The sequence below is a fragment of the Streptomyces sp. NPDC030183 genome (genome assembly GCF_055573455.1).
In genome coordinates this window covers 1-17,999 of sequence record NZ_JBVIBK010000003.1, presented here as the reverse complement: position 1 = coordinate 17,999, position 17,999 = coordinate 1, and the positions used below count along the sequence as shown (strand labels likewise).

Annotated in this window: 16 protein-coding genes; 11 read left to right on the top strand and 5 right to left on the bottom strand. The window is 72.1% G+C overall.

The genetic code is table 11. The features are described from left to right. The 3 genes from ACZ4Z2_RS04785 to ACZ4Z2_RS04775 all read left to right on the top strand — a co-directional run bounded on the left by ACZ4Z2_RS04785 (position 1) and on the right by ACZ4Z2_RS04775 (position 3,536). A complete protein-coding gene (locus ACZ4Z2_RS04785) occupies positions 1–1,032 on the top strand; it encodes a pectinesterase family protein (RefSeq protein ID WP_468072379.1) in 1,032 nt (343 codons plus the stop codon). A 90-nt stretch (positions 1,033–1,122) separates the two neighbouring features. Beyond that, positions 1,123–2,235, top strand: coding sequence for a right-handed parallel beta-helix repeat-containing protein (locus ACZ4Z2_RS04780; RefSeq protein WP_468072377.1), 1,113 nt, complete (start codon positions 1,123–1,125; stop codon positions 2,233–2,235). Between the two features lie 131 nt (positions 2,236–2,366). Continuing rightward, on the top strand, positions 2,367–3,536 hold the full coding sequence (locus tag ACZ4Z2_RS04775; protein WP_468072375.1) for a right-handed parallel beta-helix repeat-containing protein: 1,170 nt from the start codon (positions 2,367–2,369) through the stop codon (positions 3,534–3,536). Positions 3,537–3,637: 101 nt separating this feature from the next. Here the strand turns inward: ACZ4Z2_RS04775 and ACZ4Z2_RS04770 are convergent, their stop codons facing one another. The 3 genes from ACZ4Z2_RS04770 to ACZ4Z2_RS04760 all read right to left on the bottom strand — a co-directional run bounded on the left by ACZ4Z2_RS04770 (position 3,638) and on the right by ACZ4Z2_RS04760 (position 6,964). Beyond that, on the bottom strand, positions 3,638–5,323 hold the full coding sequence (locus ACZ4Z2_RS04770; RefSeq protein ID WP_468072373.1) for a rhamnogalacturonan lyase B N-terminal domain-containing protein: 1,686 nt from the start codon (positions 5,321–5,323) through the stop codon (positions 3,638–3,640). A 178-nt stretch (positions 5,324–5,501) separates the two neighbouring features. After that, positions 5,502–6,365, bottom strand: coding sequence for a hypothetical protein (locus tag ACZ4Z2_RS04765; RefSeq protein ID WP_468072371.1), 864 nt, complete (start codon positions 6,363–6,365; stop codon positions 5,502–5,504). Beyond that, complete coding sequence (locus ACZ4Z2_RS04760; protein WP_468072369.1) at positions 6,362–6,964, bottom strand: SigE family RNA polymerase sigma factor; 603 nt, start codon at positions 6,962–6,964, stop codon at positions 6,362–6,364. The genes ACZ4Z2_RS04765 and ACZ4Z2_RS04760 overlap by 4 nt, the downstream gene beginning before the upstream one ends. Positions 6,965–7,232: 268 nt before the next feature. Here ACZ4Z2_RS04760 and ACZ4Z2_RS04755 point away from each other — a divergent pair, with 268 nt between their 5' ends. Further along, complete coding sequence (locus ACZ4Z2_RS04755; RefSeq protein WP_468072367.1) at positions 7,233–8,684, top strand: NCS2 family permease; 1,452 nt, start codon at positions 7,233–7,235, stop codon at positions 8,682–8,684. A gap of 72 nt (positions 8,685–8,756) precedes the next feature. On the opposite strand, the gene ACZ4Z2_RS04750 is transcribed toward ACZ4Z2_RS04755, so the two are convergent. Together ACZ4Z2_RS04750 and ACZ4Z2_RS04745 are read right to left on the bottom strand one after the other, a co-directional pair. After that, positions 8,757–10,208, bottom strand: a complete 1,452-nt coding sequence (locus tag ACZ4Z2_RS04750; RefSeq protein ID WP_468072365.1) for a peptidoglycan D,D-transpeptidase FtsI family protein — start codon at positions 10,206–10,208, stop codon at positions 8,757–8,759. 112 nt (positions 10,209–10,320) lie between these two features. Continuing rightward, positions 10,321–11,094 (bottom strand): IclR family transcriptional regulator, encoded by a 774-nt coding sequence (locus ACZ4Z2_RS04745; protein ID WP_055514882.1) that lies wholly within the window; start codon positions 11,092–11,094, stop codon positions 10,321–10,323. Positions 11,095–11,239: 145 nt separating this feature from the next. Between ACZ4Z2_RS04745 and ACZ4Z2_RS04740 the strand changes: the two genes are divergently transcribed. From ACZ4Z2_RS04740 to ACZ4Z2_RS04710, 7 genes are all read left to right on the top strand, one after another. Beyond that, the gene (locus ACZ4Z2_RS04740) at positions 11,240–12,769 is read left to right on the top strand and encodes an aldehyde dehydrogenase (NADP(+)) (RefSeq protein WP_468072363.1); all 1,530 of its coding nucleotides are present in this window, start codon (positions 11,240–11,242) and stop codon (positions 12,767–12,769) included. Between the two features lie 111 nt (positions 12,770–12,880). Further along, positions 12,881–13,489, top strand: a complete 609-nt coding sequence (locus ACZ4Z2_RS04735) for a DUF1349 domain-containing protein (protein WP_468072361.1) — start codon at positions 12,881–12,883, stop codon at positions 13,487–13,489. A gap of 85 nt (positions 13,490–13,574) precedes the next feature. Further along, positions 13,575–14,087 (top strand): GNAT family N-acetyltransferase, encoded by a 513-nt coding sequence (locus tag ACZ4Z2_RS04730; RefSeq protein WP_468072359.1) that lies wholly within the window; start codon positions 13,575–13,577, stop codon positions 14,085–14,087. Positions 14,088–14,226: 139 nt separating this feature from the next. Beyond that, positions 14,227–14,946: a DsbA family oxidoreductase gene (locus tag ACZ4Z2_RS04725; RefSeq protein ID WP_468072356.1), complete on the top strand. Its 720-nt coding sequence runs from the start codon at positions 14,227–14,229 to the stop codon at positions 14,944–14,946. Positions 14,947–15,061: 115 nt separating this feature from the next. Next, positions 15,062–16,114 (top strand): aminotransferase class V-fold PLP-dependent enzyme, encoded by a 1,053-nt coding sequence (locus ACZ4Z2_RS04720; RefSeq protein ID WP_468072354.1) that lies wholly within the window; start codon positions 15,062–15,064, stop codon positions 16,112–16,114. Between the two features lie 45 nt (positions 16,115–16,159). Beyond that, positions 16,160–16,768, top strand: a complete 609-nt coding sequence (locus tag ACZ4Z2_RS04715; protein WP_468072352.1) for an RNA polymerase sigma factor — start codon at positions 16,160–16,162, stop codon at positions 16,766–16,768. Positions 16,769–16,850: 82 nt separating this feature from the next. Further along, the gene (locus ACZ4Z2_RS04710; RefSeq protein WP_468072350.1) at positions 16,851–17,903 is read left to right on the top strand and encodes a maleylpyruvate isomerase family mycothiol-dependent enzyme; all 1,053 of its coding nucleotides are present in this window, start codon (positions 16,851–16,853) and stop codon (positions 17,901–17,903) included. Positions 17,904–17,999: the final 96 nt, after the last annotated feature.

The following is a 17,999-nucleotide window of genomic DNA, read 5'->3' as shown; positions in this document are numbered from 1 at the left end:
GTGCGCCGGCGCACCCTGCTCACCGGGATCGCCGGCGGCCTCGCGGCCGCCGGCGCCACCCCCGCGTCCGCCCATGCGCGCCGCCGGGTCCTGCACGTCCGGCGCGGCGGCTCCGTCCAGGCCGCCGTGGACGCGGTGGACGGCCCCGGCTGGACGATCGTGGTGCATCCGGGCACCTATCGCGAGGTCGTCGACATCCCCGCCGACAAGGGGGAGTTGACGCTTCGCGGTGCCTCCCGCGACCCGCGCGCCGCCGTCATCGTCTTCGACCGGGCGGGCGGCACACCCAGACCCGAGGGCGGCACCTACGGCACGGCGGGCTCGGCCACCTTCACCTCCGCCGCGCCCGGCCTCACCGTCCGCGACCTGACCCTCGCCAACGACTGGCTGCGCGCCGACCACCCCGACATCACCGGGACACAGGCCGTGGCCGCGTACATCACGGGGGACCGCGGCCACTTCGAGAACGTCCGCCTCCTCGCCCACCAGGACACCCTCTTCGCGGACACCACCGCGCTCGACGCCTTCGACCGGCAGTACTACCGCCGCTGCCACATCGAGGGCGACGTCGACTTCGTCTTCGGCCGGGCGCGCGCGGTCTTCGAGTCCTGCCGCCTCCACACGCTCCAGCGGGATGTCCCCTTCACCCCCAAGGGCATGGTCTTCGCGCCCTCCACCGCCCGCGCCAACCCCTACGGGTTCCTCGCCCTGCGGAGCCGGATCACCTCCGGCGCCGAGGACGGGGCGTACAAGATCGCCCGCCCCTGGGTGCCGTCGTACGAGACGACCGCCTGGCCCTCCCTGGTCGTCCGGGACACCTGGATCGGTTCCGGCATCGACGCCGCCGCCCCCTACACCAACATGCGCGAGGCGTACCCGTGGCAGACCATGCGCTTTCGCGAGTACGGCAACTCCGGTCCCGGCGCGGCCGTCACGGTGCCGGAGAACCGGCCGCGGCTCACCGAGGCGGAGGGCGCGCTGCACACCCGGCGGACGTATCTCGGGGACTGGAGGCCCGATGGATGCCCGTGATCCGGGCGACTGGCTCGACTCCGTCCTGTGAACGCCCCACCCGCACGCCCCACCCGCACGCCCCACCCGCACGAGAAAGGACCGCTCTCCATGTCTCGTCGTACCACTCTCGCCCTGGGCACCGCCCTCGCCCTCGGTGCCGGACTGGCCGTGCTCCCCACCCAGGCGCACGCCGCGACCGTCGTCGTCAACACCACGACCGCCCTGTCCAACGCCCTGAGGAACGCCACGCCCGGCACGGTCATCCAGGTGCGCGGCGGCACGTACTTCCCGACGGCCACCCTCCAGTCCACGGCGAACGGCACCTCCTCCAGCCGGATACACCTCCAGCCGTACGGTTCGGAGACCGTGAGGATCGACGGCTCGAACCTCCCCGCCGGCGACTGGATCTTCAAGCTGACCGCGGACTACTGGACCGTCTCCGGGATCACCTTCCAGAACTCCCCGGACAGCGCGGTCGTCTGCCAGTCCTGTGCCTCCACCGTCTGGGACACCGTCAAGACCATCAACGGCGGCGACTCCGGCTTCACGCTCACCGGCGACGGCACCACCGGCAACACCGTCCGGAACCTCGACTCCTACGGCCACTACGACCGGGCCAACCACGGGGAGAACGCCGACGGCATCGCCGTGAAGTTCGGCTCCGGCGGCGGCAACCTCATCACCGGGGCCCGCCTCTTCAACAACGCGGACGACGGCCTGGACTTCTGGTCGTTCTCCTCGCCCGTGACGGTCGAGCACACCTGGGCGATGGGCAACGGCAGGAACTGCTGGGGCGACTCCGCGTTCGCGGGCGACGGCAACGGCTACAAGCTGGGCGGCGACGGCGAGACCGTGGCCCATGTCATCAACAACTCGGCGGCCTGGGACAACGCCGGCAACGGCTTCACCGAGAACAGCAACAAGGGCGCCATCGTCATCAACCGCACCACCGCCTACGCCAACGCCAAGTGGGGCTACTACTTCGCGACCGGCGCGGCCCGCCTCGGCCGGAACCTGGCCGTCGGCAACGGCGGCGGCCCGGTCACCAAGGGCTCCTCGGTCGTCTCGTCCGGCAACAACTGGGACCCCGGCGTCTCCACGCCCGCGTTCCGCTCCACCAACGCCTCCACCACGTTCAACGCCCGGCAGTCGAACGGCGCGCTGCCCGTGACCACCTTCCTCACCACGGGCAGTTCGACGATCGGCGCGACGATGGACTGAGCCGGCCTTTCGAAGGTTTTCGAGGGTTCGCGGCAACCTTTCCCGGCGGGGCGACGACCAGGGACAGAAGCGGGCCGGGGCGGCCCCTCCGGCCCGCTTCGCTCCTCGTCCCCCCCGTGAAAGGAACCCTCGTGCGCCAGAACATCGGGCGCCACCGCAGGACCGGCACCCTGTCGATCGCCGCCCTGGTGGCCGTCGCCGCGGGGGCGGGCGGTGTCCTGCTCGGTCTCTCGAACGACGGCGCCCGGGCCGCCGCGACCACGGTCACCGGCACCGCGTCGCTGGAGTCCGCCTTCGCCCATGCCGCCGCCGGTACGACCATCCAGCTCCGCGGCGGCACCTACCGGCCCACCCGGACCCTGAGGTCCACGGCCGACGGCACCGCCTCGGCCCGGATCACGCTCACCGCGTACGGGAACGAGAAGGTCAGGATCGACGGCTCCCGACTGCCCGCCGGTTCCTGGCTCGTCGCCATCGACGGCGACCACTGGACCGTCTCCGGCATCACCTTCCAGAACTCCCCGGCGCGGGGCTTCGTCGCCACCTCGTCCGTCGGCGGGATCTTCGAGAACCTCGTCACCGCGGACAACGGCGACTCGGGCTTCACGCTGCGCGGCGACGGCACCACCGGCAACGTCGTGCGGAACCTGGACAGCCACGGCAACCACGACGCCGCGAACCACGGCCGGAACGCCGACGGCATCGCCGTGCAGTTCGGCTCCGGCACCGGCAACCGGATCACCGGGGCCCGCCTCTACGACAACGCGGACGACGGGCTCGACCTCTGGCAGTTCTCCTCACCCGTCACCGTCGAGCACTCCTGGGCCTTCGGCAACGGCGGGAACCGCGGGAACGACACCGCCTCCGAGGGCAACGCCGGCGCGTCCGAGGGCAACGGCAACGGGTTCGAGCTGGGCGGCGGCGGAGCCTCCGCCGCCCACCGGGTCCATGACAACGCGGCCTGGGACAACACGCTGCACGGCTTCACCGGGAACTCCAACACCGGGGCGCCACGGCTCCACCACAACACCGCCTTCGCCAACACGGCGGACGGGTTCTCGTTCCCGGCGGGGACGGCCCGGCTGACGCGGAACCTCGCGGTGGACAACGGCACGGGCACGGCACGTCTGGGCCCGGGCACGGTGTCGTCGGCCAACAGCTGGAACGGCGGGGTGGTGACACCGCCGTTCAGGTCCCTCGACGCGAGCGGGGTGCGCCGGGCGCGCGGCGCCGACGGTTCGCTGCCGGTCACGGCGTTCCTGACGACCGGCTCCACGGCCGTCGGCGCGGCGATGCGCTGACCCGGGAGAAGGGCGCCCCCCGCCGGTCGTCACCGGCGGGGGGCGCTTGTCGTGCCGACCGAGGGGGGCTCAAGTCGGCACCACTGCCGGCCGAGGGGGGCTCAGGCCAGCAGGTCCACACAGTCGAACGAGGTGCCCGGGCTCAGGAAGGCCGTGCCGCTCGATCCACTGACGATATCGATCTTCAGCACGTTGTACCCACTGGTGTTCGACTTCCATGCACTGGCAGGGACGTGGAAAGTGAACATGTGGTTGTTTCCCCGGTACGAACCCGTGGTCAGGGAACGCGTCGAGGGCTGCTCGGGCGGCGCGGGGACCGGCGACACCCACTCGTTGACCGTCACCCGCGGCCGGCCGTTCGAGAAGGCGTCCGTGACGCCGATCCTCAGCGTGTGCGCGGCGGCGGCCTGGGCGGCGGTCAGCTTGAAGTGGACACGGACCCCGTTGTTGACGTCCTGCCACACATACGCCGGGAACGTCGCGGCCTGGTCGCCGCCGTCGAGGGTGACGTCGCCCGTCCACTTCCTGGCACGGCCGTCGGAGGGGTGCGCGTACGTCATCAGCTCGGCGTTCTTGAACCCGCGCGGAGTGCCGTCCCAGTCGCCGAGCCGCCAGAGCGTCCTCGCCGCGGACGGATCGCCGGTGATGGTCAGGGTGTTGAGCGCGGTGGCGCCGCCCGCCCTCACCGTCACCTGCCGGGTGTGCACGGCCAGCTCGCCCTTGTATACGGTCAGGGTGTACGTGCCCGGGAGCATGCCCTTGCAGGAGAAGGCGCCGGTGCCGGCCGCTGCCCTGGTCCAGTACTGGGCGTCGGCGTTGGCGAAGCCGACCGTGTACGCGTGCTTCGGATCCATGCCCTTGAGTCCGACCCCGGCCACCTTGCCGCGTCCCGCCCTGCCGACCCAGCCGGTGATGCCGAGGCCGTCCACCCAGGAGGTGTCCAGCCTGTCGTGGGCCAGGGAAGGGGAGGGGGCGCCGCCGTCGGTGAAGGCGAGGACGTACGGGCCCTGGAGGCCGAAACGTTCCGGCTCGGTCTGGGCCTGGTTGTAGTGCAGGATCTCGTACAGCCCGGCGCCCTTGTCGTTGGAGTGGCGCAGCAGTGAGCGGTAGAAGGGGCCGCCGGACGCCTTCTCGTGGTTGGAGCGGACGAGCCACAGGCCGACCTCGCCGGTGGTGAACCCGATGTGGTCGTAGTCGATGACCCGCTTGCCCGAGTAGTGCTTGGAGTGGGTGGTGCCGTCCGCGCGCCGCCACACGTCGCCGGCCTCGATGACCCGGTCGGAGCTCTCGATCCAGGAGTCCGGGCCCTCGTTGGGGAACACTCCCGGCTTGAGGCGGACGAGGAAGCGGGTCGCCGTGAAGGAGGCGTCCGCCTTGTGCGTCCACAGGTAGACGTTGCTCTGACCGCTGCGGGCCGCGTACCACTGGGTGATCGCGCCGTGCGCGGCCTTGATCAGGATCGTCGCCCCCGACTGCCGGAGCGTGACGGTGGCGGTGCCGAGCCCGGACTCCACATGGGAGTGCCGGCCGCCGTAGCCCTCGTACTCCTTGCCCCGGTAGCGCAGGGAGGTGAGGTCGCCGGTGGTCTTGGAGACCTTGAAGACCAGGCCGGCGCCGGTGTCGACGACGAAGTTCCGGCCGTCGTCGGAGTGTCCGAAACCGGCGGCGGACGCGGTGGCGAGAAGACCGCTGCCGCCCGCGACGGCGGCGCCGGTGGCGGCGACACCGAACGCGGTGGCGCCGAGCACCCGTCGGCGGGTGAGACGTCGTCTCTTGTGCGTGCTCAAGGGGCGTGCTCCGGGAATGGTGGATTCCGTATCGCTCGTACGTGAGAGCAGATGACGGGAACCGGCAGTCGGTTCCCTCCCGCTCTCACGTCTTCCGGTCGCCACCGGCGGGCAAAGGGTTGCCGCCCCGCGAGATTTTTTCCGCGGGATGCCGCTGCGGGGTTCCGCGGGGCCTTTCCTACGAGTCGCCGTCGTCCGACGAGTCGCCCTCGGCCTGGCCCTCGAAGCCGCCCGCCACCGCGAACTCCTCGCCGCCCGCCTTCGCGGTCATCGCGTAGCGGTCGTCGCTCGCGTCCCGGCCGCCGCGCTCGTGGTTGTACTGCCCGGCGAAGACGAACTCGCCCTTCGGGACCGTACGCCCGTCCTTGAGCACCCAGGTGTAGACCAGGAAGCCGTCGTCCTCGGCGACCGTGAGGTCGAAGTCCGCCTCGGGCAGCGAGCGCCAGGCACCGGACGAGGAGACCCCGCCGGTCTCGGCGATCCGCAGCTGGACGGTGAGCGCGGTGAGCTGCTCGCCGGTCTTCAGGGTCAGATTGCTCTGGGCCCAGAAGTCGTTGCTGTGCGGGTCGACGGTGCCGTCCGACCAGAGCGGGCCGTCCTCCGCGTCCCCCGAGACGGGCAGCTTCGGCGCGGGGGAGTCCTTGGCCGGCGGTGCACTCGACGGCTCGGCGCCGGGCTCGCGCTCCGACTCGCCCCGGGTCGGGGCCGGGTCCGGCGGGACCGGCGCCCGGCTCGTCGCCGCCGGGGACTCCACCGGGGTCGGCGACACCGCGACCGTCCGGTCGTTGGGCTTCTCCTCGCCCTTCACCGCCGACGCGACGGCATAGCCGCCCACCGCGAGCACACCGGCGACACCGGCGGTCGCGCTGACCACGCGCACCCAGCCCCACAGCGGCGGCCGCGTGGCCCTGCGGCTGCGGCGCGGCTCCTCGGGTGCCGCCATCCCGCGCTCGATCCGGGCCAGGATGCGGGCGCGGTCCGGCACGTACGCCTCGGCCGACTCGCGCAGCCGGGCGCGCAGCTCCTCGTGCACGTCCCTCATCGGTCCCTTCTTCCGCTGCCCGGCGCACCCGCGCCGGTCACCCTCGCGCCCGTGACACCCGCACCCGTGATGCCGGTGGGCATCCGCCGGGGGGCGTCGCCGGTGCCGAGCAGCTTCTTCAGCTCGGCCATCCCCTTGGACGTCTGGCTCTTCACCGTACCGACCGAGACGCCGAGGGCGAGCGCCGTGTCCTTCTCCGAGAGGTCGAAAGCATGCCGCAGCACCACGCACGCCCGCTTGCGGAACGGCAGCCGGCGCAGCGCCGACTGCACGTCGACCACCCCGGCCACATCGGGATTCTCGGCCTTCTCCTCGCGCTGCGACCAGAACAGCGTGATCCGCCGGCGCTCCCGCACCGCGCTGCGGATCCGGGTACGGGCCAGATTGGCCACCACCCCGCGGGCGTACGCCACCGGGTGCTCCGCGGCGCGGACCCGGTCCCAGCGGTGCCACATCGCGAGCAGGGCGTCCGCGGCGAGATCGTCCGCCGCGTCCGCCTCGCCGGTCAACAGATGGGCCAGACGGGACAGTTCGGCGTAGTGCCGCTCGAAGAAGTCATGGAACTCCACGGAGGCTGCGTCGTCGACGACCGTGCCCACGGGCGACCTCTCTCCTCGCTTCGGCTGGAGGCACCGGGACCGGGTGCCTGTGCGTGCCCTGTGAATGACACGTGATCGTCCGGGGGTTCCCCCGACGAGATCCGGAAGAGTAGCAGTGATCGTGAACGAGTTTCGTACGAGGCTTCGAACGCCGTCTTGCGGGGCGAACTTCGATTCCGTAACACGGAGAAAACCTGAACTGGGTTCAACGACGGAACAATCCAGCCAGCATCCGCGCGTAGCACACACGTCCCTAGGAGCACGGCACATGTCCGACGCACAGAAGGTGGCCGACCGGCGAGGCACCCCACCCACCGGGGTGAACAGCGTCGATCGCTTCTTCAGGATCACCGCTCGGGGGTCCACCTTCGCCCGCGAGATACGCGGCGGCCTCGCCACGTTCTTCACGATGGCATACATCCTTGTCCTGAATCCCATCATCCTGGGAAGCGCCAAGGACAAGTACGGTCACACCCTCGACGGCGCCGAACTCGTCACCGCCACCGCCCTCGTGGCGGCCGTCATGACGATCATCATGGGGGTCGGCGGGAACCTGCCGCTGGCGCTCGCCGCGGGCCTCGGGCTCAACGCGGTCGTCGCCTTCCAGATAGCCCCGCTGATGAGCTGGCCCGACGCGATGGGCCTGGTCGTCCTCGAAGGTCTGCTGATCTGCGTCCTGGTGGTCACGGGCCTGCGCGAGGCTGTCATGCACGCCATCCCGCAGCCGCTCAAGCAGGCCATCAGCGTCGGCATCGGCCTGTTCATCGCCTTCATCGGCTTCGTCGACGCAGGCTTCGTCACCCGCATCCCCGACATCGCGAACACCACCGTGCCGGTCCAGCTCGGCGCGTCCGGCGCGCTGTCCGGCTGGCCCATCCTGGTGTTCTGCGCCGGCGTCCTGCTGACGATCGCGCTGCTCGCCCGGAAGGTACGGGGCGCGATCCTGATCAGCATCCTGACGATGACCGTCGTTGCAATTGTGATCAACTCTCTGGCCGACATCGAGAGTTGGGGACTGACCACCCCGAAGGTCCCCGACGACCTCGTGGCCGCCCCCGAGTTCGGACTGATCGGCGACTTCAGCCTCTTCGGCTCCTTCGGCGAGACCACCGTCATCACGGTCGTCCTGCTGATCTTCACCCTGCTGCTCTCGGACTTCTTCGACACCATGGGCACGGTCGTCGGCGTCAGCGCCGAGGCCGGGCTGCTCGACGAGGAGGGCAAGGTCCCGGACCTCGGCCGGGTCCTCCTCATCGACGGCGCCGCGGCGGTCGCCGGCGGCGCCTCCTCCGCGTCCTCCGCGACCTCCTACATCGAGTCCGCGGCGGGCGTCGGCGAGGGCGCCCGCACCGGCTTCGCCAACCTGGTCACCGGCGGGCTCTTCGCGGTCGCCCTCTTCCTCACCCCGCTGCTCACCATCGTCCCGATGCAGGCCGCGGCCCCCGCGCTGGTCGCCGTCGGCTTCCTGATGATGATCCAGGTCAAGAACATCGACTGGGACAGGTACGACATCGCCATCCCCGCGTTCCTGACGATCGTCGTGATGCCGTTCACCTACTCCATCACCAACGGCATCGGCGCGGGCTTCCTCGCCTACGTCCTCATCAGGACGGTCCTCGGCAGGGCCAAGGAGATCCACTGGCTGCTGTGGGGCACCTCGGCGCTGTTCCTGGTGTACTTCGCCATCAACCCGATCCAGCAGCTGTTCGGTGTGAAGTAGCCCGCCGGAGAAGGGCCGCCCCCGGGGGGAGAGGGGCGGCCCTTCGTCTTCGGACGGTCCTCGACCGTGCCCTCAGTCCCTCAGAGCCGCCTCCATCACGGCCTTCGCGACCGGCGCCGCCAGCCCGTTGCCGCTGACCTCGGAGCGGGCCGCGTCCGACTGCTCCACGACCACGGCGACGGCGACCTCCTTGCCGCCGGCCTTCGCGTACGACGTGAACCAGGCGTACGGCGTCTTGCTGTTCCTCTCGCCGTGCTGGGCGGTACCGGTCTTGCCGCCCACGGTCGCCCCGCCGATCCGCGCGTTCGTGCCCGTGCCGTCCTCGACGACCGTCTCCATCGCCGACCGCAGCTGCTTCGCCGTGGACGCGCTGACCACCCGCTCGGTGCCGGCCTCGGAGTCGTAGTCCTCCAGCACGTCGCCGCCGCCGTCGGTGATCTGCGACACCATGTGCGGCGCCACCAGCTTGCCGTCGTTGGCGATGGCCGCCGACACCATGGCCATCTGCAACGGCGTCGCGGTGACGTCGTACTGCCCGATCCCGGTCAGTGCCGTGGACGACTCGTCCATGTCGGACGGGTACACACTGGTGTAGGCCCGCACCGGCACGTCCTGCTCCGTGTCGTCGAAGCCGAACTTCTCGGCCATCGCCCTGACCTTGTCCTGGCCCAGCTTGACGGCCATCCGCGCGAACACGTTGTTGCACGAGTACTGCAACGCCGTACGGATGGAGGCGTTCTCGCAGGGCGCGTCCGGGTTCTCGTTGCCCAACTCCGTCGTGGTGCCCGGCAGGGTGTACGGGTCGGGGCTGTCCGTCCGCACGTCCACCGACGGGTACAGCCCGTCCTCCAGCGCGGCCGCCGCGACGACCAGCTTGAACGTCGACCCCGGTGGCAGGGGCTGCCGCAGCGCCCGGTTGGTCAGCGGCTTGTCCGGGTCCGCGTTCAGCTTCTTCCAGGCCGCGCCCGCCGTGTTGGCGTCGGTGAGCGCCGACGGGTCGTACGACGGGGTCGACACCACCGCCAGGATCCTCCCGGTCGCCGGGTCGATCGCGACGGCGGCACCCTTCTTCTCGCCGAGCGCCTCGTACGCCGCCTTCTGCACGGCCGGGTCGATCGTGGTGATCACATCGCCCGGGTCGGCCCGCGTGCGGGTGAGGGTGTCCAGCACCGTCCTCAGCCGGCTGTCCGTGCCGTTGAGCAGGTCCTGGTAGATGCCCTCCAGCTGCGTCGGCGCGTAACTCTGCGAGGCGTACCCCGTCACCGCCGCGTACAGCTCGCCGTCCTTGTAGGTGCGCTTGTAGGCGAGGTCGCCGCCCTTGGTCCGCGCGGAGCCGGTGATCGCGTCGCCGCCCACGATGATGTTCCCGAGCGGCGCCGCGTACGTCTCGATCGCGTTCCGCCGGTTGTCCTTGTCCTCCGCGAGCGCCGTGCCCTCGTAGAACTGCACCCAGGTCGCCCGCGCCAGCAGGGCGAGCACGAGGAGCAGGGTGAAGACGGCGCTGCGTCTGATCGTCTTGTTCATCGCACCCGGGCAGACGAGCGGAACGCGGTCGGTCGTTCCCTTCCGTCCCGCTTCTCATGAGGTCTTCATGTGCCCGGGCGGCGGACGCGCCCGTGTGCCGCGCGGGCCGGGCTCAGAGCCGGCGCGTGGCCAGCGTCAGCCGGTCGCGGGCGTCGAACAGGGCGTCCTTGACCAACTGCTCGTGCGCCGGGGTGAGCCGGGCCACCGGCACGGAGCAGCTGATCGCGTCACGGGCCGGGGTGCGGTACGGGATGGCCACGCCGAAGCAGCGCAGACCGAGGGTGTTCTCCTCGCGGTCCACGGCGAAGCCCTGCTCACGGACCTGGTGCAGCTCCTCGATGAGCTGCTCCCGGTCGGTGATCGTGTTCTCGGTGAGCGCCGGGAGGGTCTCCGGGAGCATCTTGCGGACCTGCTCGTCGGTGTGGGTGGCGAGCAGCGCCTTGCCGAGCGAGGTGGAGTGGGCGGGCAGCCGCCGGCCGACCCGGGTGAAGGGACGCAGATAGTGCTGCGACTGCCGGGTGGCCAGATAGACGACGTTGGTGCCGTCGAGGCGGGCCAGGTGGATGGTCTCGGTGGTGTCGTCCGAGAGCCGGTCGAGCGTGGGCCGGGCCAGCGCCACCACCTCGTCCCCGTCGATGTACGAGGTGCCGACGAGAAGGGCCCGTACGCCGATGCCGTACCGGGTGCCCGTCGCGTCCGTCTCGACCCAGCCGAGCTCCACGAGGGTGCGGAGCAACATATAAAGACTGGACTTGGGATAGCCGACGGCCTCCTGCACCGCCGCGAGCGAGTGCATTCCGGGGCGCCCGGCGAAGTATTCCAGCAGTTCGACGGTTCGAACCGCCGACTTGACCTGCGCTCCGCCGCCCGTCTCGACTGCCGACATCGCCCTTGACCCCTTCGTTCGACGGGAAATAGTCTCCAACACCATATTCATCATTGAGGACGGCGTTCAGCATATCGAACGACCTTGGTGAATGACCCAGAGAATACCCCTGGGAATGACCCAGAAATACGTGGAGGGACCCGCGGTGGCAGCAGCACCAGTCTGGAGTGTCGACCCCCGAACCGGGAAGCAGCGCGAGCAGGTTGCGGTGGAGGCCACAGCCCAGGAGGTGGACGCCGCCGTCCGCGCGGCCCACGAGGCCCGTGGCGCCCTGGCCGACCGCGGCGTTCGCGCGGCGTTCCTGCGCACGGCCGCCGACCAGCTCCAGGCGGCCAAGGACCAGCTCGTCGAGGTCGCCGACGCGGAGACCGCGCTCGGTCCGGTCCGGCTCACCGGTGAACTCGCCCGCACCTGCTACCAGCTGCGGGCCTTCGCCGACATCGTCGACGAGGGCGCGTTCCTCGACGTGGTGATCAACCACCCCGACGACACCGCGACCCCGCCCATCCCCGACCTGCGCCGCTACAAGGTGCCGCTGGGCGTCGTCGCCGTCTACTCGGCCTCCAACTTCCCCTTCGCCTTCTCCGTGCCGGGCGGTGACACCGCGAGCGCGCTGGCCGCCGGGTGCCCGGTGGTCGTCAAGGCCCACCCCGACCACCCGGCGCTGTCCGAGCTGGTCGCGATCGTGCTGCGCCGGGCCGCCGTCGAGCACGGCATCCCCGAGGGCGTCCTCGGTCTCGTCCACGGCTTCGAGGCGGGCGTCGAGCTGGTCAAGCACCCGCTGGTGACCGCCGCCGGCTTCACCGGCTCCGTGCGCGGCGGCCGGGCCCTGTTCGACGCGGCGGCCGCGCGGCCGGTGCCGATCCCGTTCCACGGCGAGCTGGGCTCCCTGAACCCCGTCCTCGTCACCGAGGCCGCGGCGGCCGAGCGCGCCGAGGCGATCGGTACGGGACTCGCGGGCTCCATGACCCTCGGGGTCGGCCAGTTCTGTGTGAAGCCGGGCCTGGTGCTGGCGCCGGCCGGCGACGCCGGTGACCGGCTGGTCAAGTCGCTCACGGACGCGGTCAGCGACGTCGACGCGGGTGTCCTGCTCGACCACCGGATGCGCGACAACTTCCTCGCCGGTGTCGCCGAGCGCGCGGAGCTGCCGGACGTGGAGTCGCCGGTGACGGCGGGCGCGGGCGGCGAGCACACCGTGAGCCCCGGCTTCCTCACCGTCCCCGCCGGCAAGCTGGCGTCCGAGGGCGAGCACGACCTGCTCCTGGAGGAGTGCTTCGGGCCGCTCACGGTCGTCGCGCGCTACGAGGACGAGGACGAGGCGAAGGCCGTGCTGTCCCGGCTGCCGGGCAACCTCACCGCCACGGTCCACCTGTCCGGTGAGGAGGCCGCCGGTGAGGGACGCGGCCCGGAGCTGCTGGCGGAGCTGACGCCGCTGGCCGGGCGTGTGCTGGTCAACGGCTGGCCGACGGGTGTGGCCGTGGCCGCGGCCCAGCACCACGGCGGGCCCTACCCGGCGACGACCTCGACGTCCACCTCCGTGGGCGGCACGGCCATCGAGCGGTGGCTGCGGCCGGTCGCGTACCAGGGTGCGCCCGAGGCGCTGCTGCCGCCGGAGCTGCGGGACGACAACCCGCTGGGGCTGCCGCGCCGGTTCAACGGCGTGCTGGAGCGCTGACCGCGGGACGCGGTGGTCGGCCGGCCACGGGTCGTCCGTGGCCGGTCGCGCGGTTCCCCGCGCCCCCGAAAGGGGGCGCGGACGCCGACCGGGGGCTGTAAGAATCCCCCAATGGATCTCGAACTTCCCGAACTCCCTTTCCCTCTCCGTACATACGGTCCCGATGGGCACTGGTCCTATGAGGACGGGGTGCTCACCGGGTGGGCCGGCGCCCGGCAGGACCGGTTCGTGCCGCCCACGGACGAGGGGCTGGACCCCGTCACGGACGCGCCCAGGCTGCTGGGGGCGCCGGAGGGGGACTTCCAGTTGATCGCCCGCGTCACCGTCGGCTTCGCCGCCGGGTTCGACGCGGGCGTGCTCTATGTGCACGTGGGGGAGCGGGCCTGGGCGAAGCTGTGCCTGGAGTACTCGCCGGACGTCCCCACGGTCTGCACGGTGGTCACCCGTGGACACTCCGACGACGCCAACTCCTTCACGGTGGAGGGAAGTTCGGTGTGGCTGCGGGTCAGCCGCACGGGCCGGGCGTTCGCCTTCCACGCCTCCCGCGACGGCAAGCACTGGACGTTCGTCCGGCTGTTCACGCTCGGCGGGGAGCGGGAGAGCGGAGCCGCCCTGGTCGGGTTCATGACGCAGTCACCGATGGGGGAGGGCTGCGTCGTGACGTACGACGAGATCGAGTTCCGCCCGAACTGGCCCCAGGACCTGAGAAACGGCAGCTGAGGACGGTGGCGTCGGCGGCCCGGACGCCGGGACCGGTGTCACCCCCGGCCGGAACCGCCCGGGCGTCCGGCTCGTCCTCCTTCACATGATCGAGAACCGTGTGGAACGACTGACCGGAGCACGAGTGATCAGGACCGCGCTCCCCGCCGAACTCGGTGACGTCGTCGCGCTGCATGCCCGGGCCCGGGCGACGTACTACCCGGACGGCGTCCCCGACGACGGCACGGACTGGCTCGCCGGCTGGCGGCGGGCCATCGAGCGGCCGGACGGCCGGGTGCTCTGCGCGGTGGAGCACGGCCGGATCACCGGCATCGCCTCCTTCCGCCCGGCGGAGGACGCCCCCGCCGACACGGTGTACCTCGCCCAGCTCCACGTGGACCCCGACCTGTGGCGCCGGGGCACCGGCCGCGCCCTGCACGCGGCCTGTGTGGAGGAGTGGCGGGCCGACGGCAGACGCACGGCCGTGCTGACGGTCCACGTCGACAACCACCGGGCGCGGGCGTTCTACGCCCGGCTCGGCTGGACCCCGGACCCGAGCAACCCACCGGCCCCGGGCGATCACCATCTGCTCCTCACCTATGACGTCGCCGGGGGGTGAGCGGGAGCGGGGGAGTGAGCGGGAGCGGGGGAGGGCCGCGGGAATGAGCCGGGCTGCTTGAACGTTCATCCATCTCAGGGCCGGAGGGCGTCTCCGTGCACCCGTACCCGTACCCGTACGACGGAAGAGAGCTGACACCATGCGCGTCGAGATCTGGAGCGACATCGCCTGCCCCTGGTGCTACGTGGGCAAGGCCCGCTTCGAGAAGGCGCTGGCGGCCTTTCCCCACCGGGACGGCGTCGAGGTGGTGCACCGCTCCTTCGAGCTCGACCCCGGCCGCGCCAAGGGCGACATCCAGCCGGTCCTCACCATGCTGAGCAAGAAGTACGGGATGAGCGAGGCGCAGGCCCAGGCCGGTGAGCACAACCTCCGCGCGCAGGCCGACGCGGAGGGCCTCGACTACCGGGCGGAGGGGCGCGACCACGGAAGCACCTTCGACATGCACCGGCTGCTGCACTTCGCCAAGGAGCACGGCAGGCAGAGCGAACTGCTCCAGCTGCTGTACCGGGCGAACTTCGCCGACGAGCGGTCCGTGTACGCCGACGCGGACGAGTTCCTGATCGAGCTGGCCGTCGAGGCGGGACTCGACGAGGGGGCCGCGCGTGAGGTGCTGGCCGACCCCGCCGCGTACGCGGACGCCGTCCGCGAGGACGAGCGGGAAGCGGCCGAGCTCGGCGCGAACGGAGTGCCGTTCTTCGTGCTGGACCGCAAGTACGGGGTGTCCGGCGCGCAGCCCGCCGAGGTGTTCGAGCGGGCGCTCACCCAGGCGTGGGGGGAGAGGTCGCCGCTCCAGGTCATCCAGGACGAGGGCGCGCAGACGTGCGGGCCCGACGGCTGTGCGGTGCCGCGGACCCGGTGACCGGTGTCCTGGCGGCGCTGAGGTGCTGGTCGGGCCGGATATATAAGCGGTGCTTTGATGAACCGCGTAAAACCTCTCAATAGACGGGGAGGTCCTGGGGCGTCACAGTGGTGGCATGGAGACCTTCGAGAGCCTCGTCCGTGCCGAGTTCGCGCCGAAGAACACCTACCTGAACACCGCCTCCAGCGGCCTGCTGCCCGCCCGCACCGTGGCCGCTCTGGGCGAGGCCGCCCTGCTGCGGGCCGAGGGCCGGGCACTGGACCCGCTGTTCGACGACGTGGAGGCCGCGCGGGCCTCGTTCGCGCGGCTGGCCGGAGTGCCGGCCGGGCGGGTGGCGGCCGGGCCCTCGGTGTCCGTGCACACCGGCGTGATCGCCGCGTCGCTGCCGCCCGGCGCCGAAGTGCTCACCGCCGAGGGCGACTTCACCTCCGTCCTCAACCCCTTCCACGTCCGCGGCGACCTCAAGGTGCGGGCCGTGCCGCTGGAGCGGCTCGCCGAGTCCGTCCGGCCCGGCACCGCGCTCGTCGCGGTCAGCGCCGCCCAGTCCGCCGACGGCCGGGTCGCCGACCTGCCCGCGCTCCGCGAGGCGGCGCGGGACCACGGGGCGCGTACCTACGTCGACTTCTCCCAGGCCGCCGGTTGGCTGCCGATGGAGGCCGACGCGTACGACTTCACCGTCTGCACGACCTTCAAGTGGCTGCTCGGCCCGCACGGCGCGGCCTTCCTCGTCGTGCCCGAGGACTTCGGCGGGCTGACCCCGGTGCTGGCCGGCTGGGTCGCGGGGGAGGACCCCTGGGCCAGCTGCTACGGCCCCGTCACCGAACTCGCCCGCTCCGCCCGCCGCTTCGACCTGACCCCGGTCCTGTTCACGTACGCCGGGCTGCGCCACTCCCTCGCGCTCATCGAGGAACTCGGCGTGACCGCCGTCCACGCCCATGACCTCGCCCTCGCGGACCGCTTCCGCGCCGGGCTCGCCACCCTCGGCCACGAGCCCGTCCCGGCGCCCGGCTCGGCGATCGTCTCCGTGCCCGGACTGGGGGTACGGCAGCCCGAGCTGAGCGCGGCCGGCATCCAGGTCTCCGACCGCGCGGGCAACCTGCGGGTCTCCTTCCACCTGTACAACACGGCGGCGGACGTCGACCGGGTCCTGGACGCCCTGTCTTCCTGAACCGCTGGCGCGAGCCCGGCCGGGACGCTAGGAAGGGCATCAGGGATGGTGGTGCCGGTGGAGCCGACGCTCGAACAGCCGTCCATCGATGTGGAGTTGCATCGGCGGCTGGTGTACGGGGACGAGTCCGCGCTGCGTGAGGCCTACGCGGCGTACGGGGCACTCGTGCGCCGGGTGGCCGTCCGGGTCACCCACAGCCAGGCCGCGGCCGAGGACGTGGCCCAGGAGGTCTTCGCCCAGCTGTGGACCAGCCCGTACGGCTTCGACGCGCGCCGCGGCTCCCTGCGCACCTGGCTGTCGATGCTCGCCCACCGGCGGGCCGTGGACTGGGTGCGCAGCGAGGCCCGGCACCGCAAGGACGTCCAGGCGGACGACTCGGCGCTGCACGCCATCCCCGACGCCGGGCCCGGCCCGCACGAGACGGTCGTCGACCGCGAGCGCTCCCTGCTGCTGCACACCGCCCTCGCCGAACTCCCCCGCACCCAGCGGGAGGTGGTCCACCTCGCCTACTTCGCGGGCCGCACCTACCGCCAGGCCGCCGTGGAGCTGGGCATCCCCGAGGGCACCGCGAAGACCCGGCTCCGCTCGGCCCTGCGCAAACTGGCGGCATCCCTCGCGGATCCACCGGACCCGGCAGCGGCGAGGGGGGCGTGATGGCGGCGGGCCCGCACCGCGCCGCCGGGGCCGTGCGGGCCCTGCGTATCGTGGCAGCGGCACGGCGAAAGGGCGGCGCGCGATGACCAACGACCACGACGGCGTACGGGAGCTGCTGGCCGCCTGGGCGGTCGGCGCGCTGCCACACTCCGACGCCGGGGCGGTCCCGCTCCACCTCGCCGACTGCGAGACCTGTGCTGAGGAGGCCGAGCGGCTCCGCGCGACCGTACGCCTGCTGGACGGCGCCCTGGGCCCGGACGCGGGGCCGAGCCGGGCCCCCGGTGGCGCGCGCGCCGGCGAGGGGTGCGGCGGCGCGGACGGTGTGCTCGCTTCGGCCCTGCGCTCCCGCCCTCCCCGCACCCCCGGTGTCGCCTCGCACGCGGCGCCGTACGCCGCCGCCGTCGCCGGACTCCAGGCCCTCGTCCGGGAGTTGGACGGCCGCTGGAGCACCCCGGTGGTGCACGACTGGGACGTGCACGCCACCGTCGCCCACCTGGTCGCCGCCGACGAACACCTCGCCCTCGCACTCGGCGTCGGCGCCCGGTTGCCCGCCTCGCACATCCCGGACGGCACCCCCGCCGCAGGCGCGTGGGAGCTGCGCACCGCCGACGTCATCGCCCACGAGCACGCCCGCACGCCCGAGGAGACCGTCGCCACCTGGGCCGCGCAGGCCGCCGATCTCCTGGCGACCCCCGAGGCCCGCGACCCCGCCCTCGCCGCCCGCGCGACGACGGTGATGGGCCTCGGGCTGCCCGTCGCCGACCACTTCGTCATCCGCGCCTTCGAGGCGTGGATCCACGCCGACGACATCGGCCGGGCGGTCGGCGTCGCCGTACCGCCGCCGCCCGGCGAACACCTGGAGCAGCTGGTCCGCCTCGCCGTGCGCATCCTCGGCCTGGCCCTCCACGACGCGCCCCCCGTCCTCGTCGAGGTCACCGGGACCGCCCCCGGCACCGGCTGGGTCCTCGGCTCGGACGCCGAGCCCGTGACCGCCGAACTGACCCTGGACCCGGTCGACTTCTGTCTGCTCGTGGGCGGCCGCTACACCCCGGACGAGGTGCCCCGGGGCCTCACGGGCGACGAGCGCGCCGCACGGAACGTCCTGGCCACGGCGGCGTCGCTGGCCTGGCTGTAGGCCCTGTCGTCAAATTCCCGCCTACCCCGCGACGCCATGCACGCGCTCTCGACGCACCGGGCCCTGACCCGAGTACGTCCAGTACACGGGTCAGGG

What these genes read in the sequence shown, in the direction of transcription:
- ACZ4Z2_RS04780 (WP_468072377.1), top strand. Translation starts at nt 1,123, where the DNA reads ATGTCTCGTCGTACCACTCTCGCCCTGGGCACCGCCCTCGCCCTCGGT.
- ACZ4Z2_RS04765 (WP_468072371.1), bottom strand. Translation starts at nt 6,365, where the DNA reads ATGAGGGACGTGCACGAGGAGCTGCGCGCCCGGCTGCGCGAGTCGGCC.
- ACZ4Z2_RS04755 (WP_468072367.1), top strand. Translation starts at nt 7,233, where the DNA reads ATGTCCGACGCACAGAAGGTGGCCGACCGGCGAGGCACCCCACCCACC.
- ACZ4Z2_RS04750 (WP_468072365.1), bottom strand. Translation starts at nt 10,208, where the DNA reads ATGAACAAGACGATCAGACGCAGCGCCGTCTTCACCCTGCTCCTCGTG.
- ACZ4Z2_RS04745 (WP_055514882.1), bottom strand. Translation starts at nt 11,094, where the DNA reads ATGTCGGCAGTCGAGACGGGCGGCGGAGCGCAGGTCAAGTCGGCGGTT.
- ACZ4Z2_RS04735 (WP_468072361.1), top strand. Translation starts at nt 12,881, where the DNA reads ATGGATCTCGAACTTCCCGAACTCCCTTTCCCTCTCCGTACATACGGT.
- ACZ4Z2_RS04730 (WP_468072359.1), top strand. Translation starts at nt 13,575, where the DNA reads ATGATCGAGAACCGTGTGGAACGACTGACCGGAGCACGAGTGATCAGG.
- ACZ4Z2_RS04725 (WP_468072356.1), top strand. Translation starts at nt 14,227, where the DNA reads ATGCGCGTCGAGATCTGGAGCGACATCGCCTGCCCCTGGTGCTACGTG.
- ACZ4Z2_RS04720 (WP_468072354.1), top strand. Translation starts at nt 15,062, where the DNA reads ATGGAGACCTTCGAGAGCCTCGTCCGTGCCGAGTTCGCGCCGAAGAAC.
- ACZ4Z2_RS04715 (WP_468072352.1), top strand. Translation starts at nt 16,160, where the DNA reads ATGGTGGTGCCGGTGGAGCCGACGCTCGAACAGCCGTCCATCGATGTG.
- ACZ4Z2_RS04710 (WP_468072350.1), top strand. Translation starts at nt 16,851, where the DNA reads ATGACCAACGACCACGACGGCGTACGGGAGCTGCTGGCCGCCTGGGCG.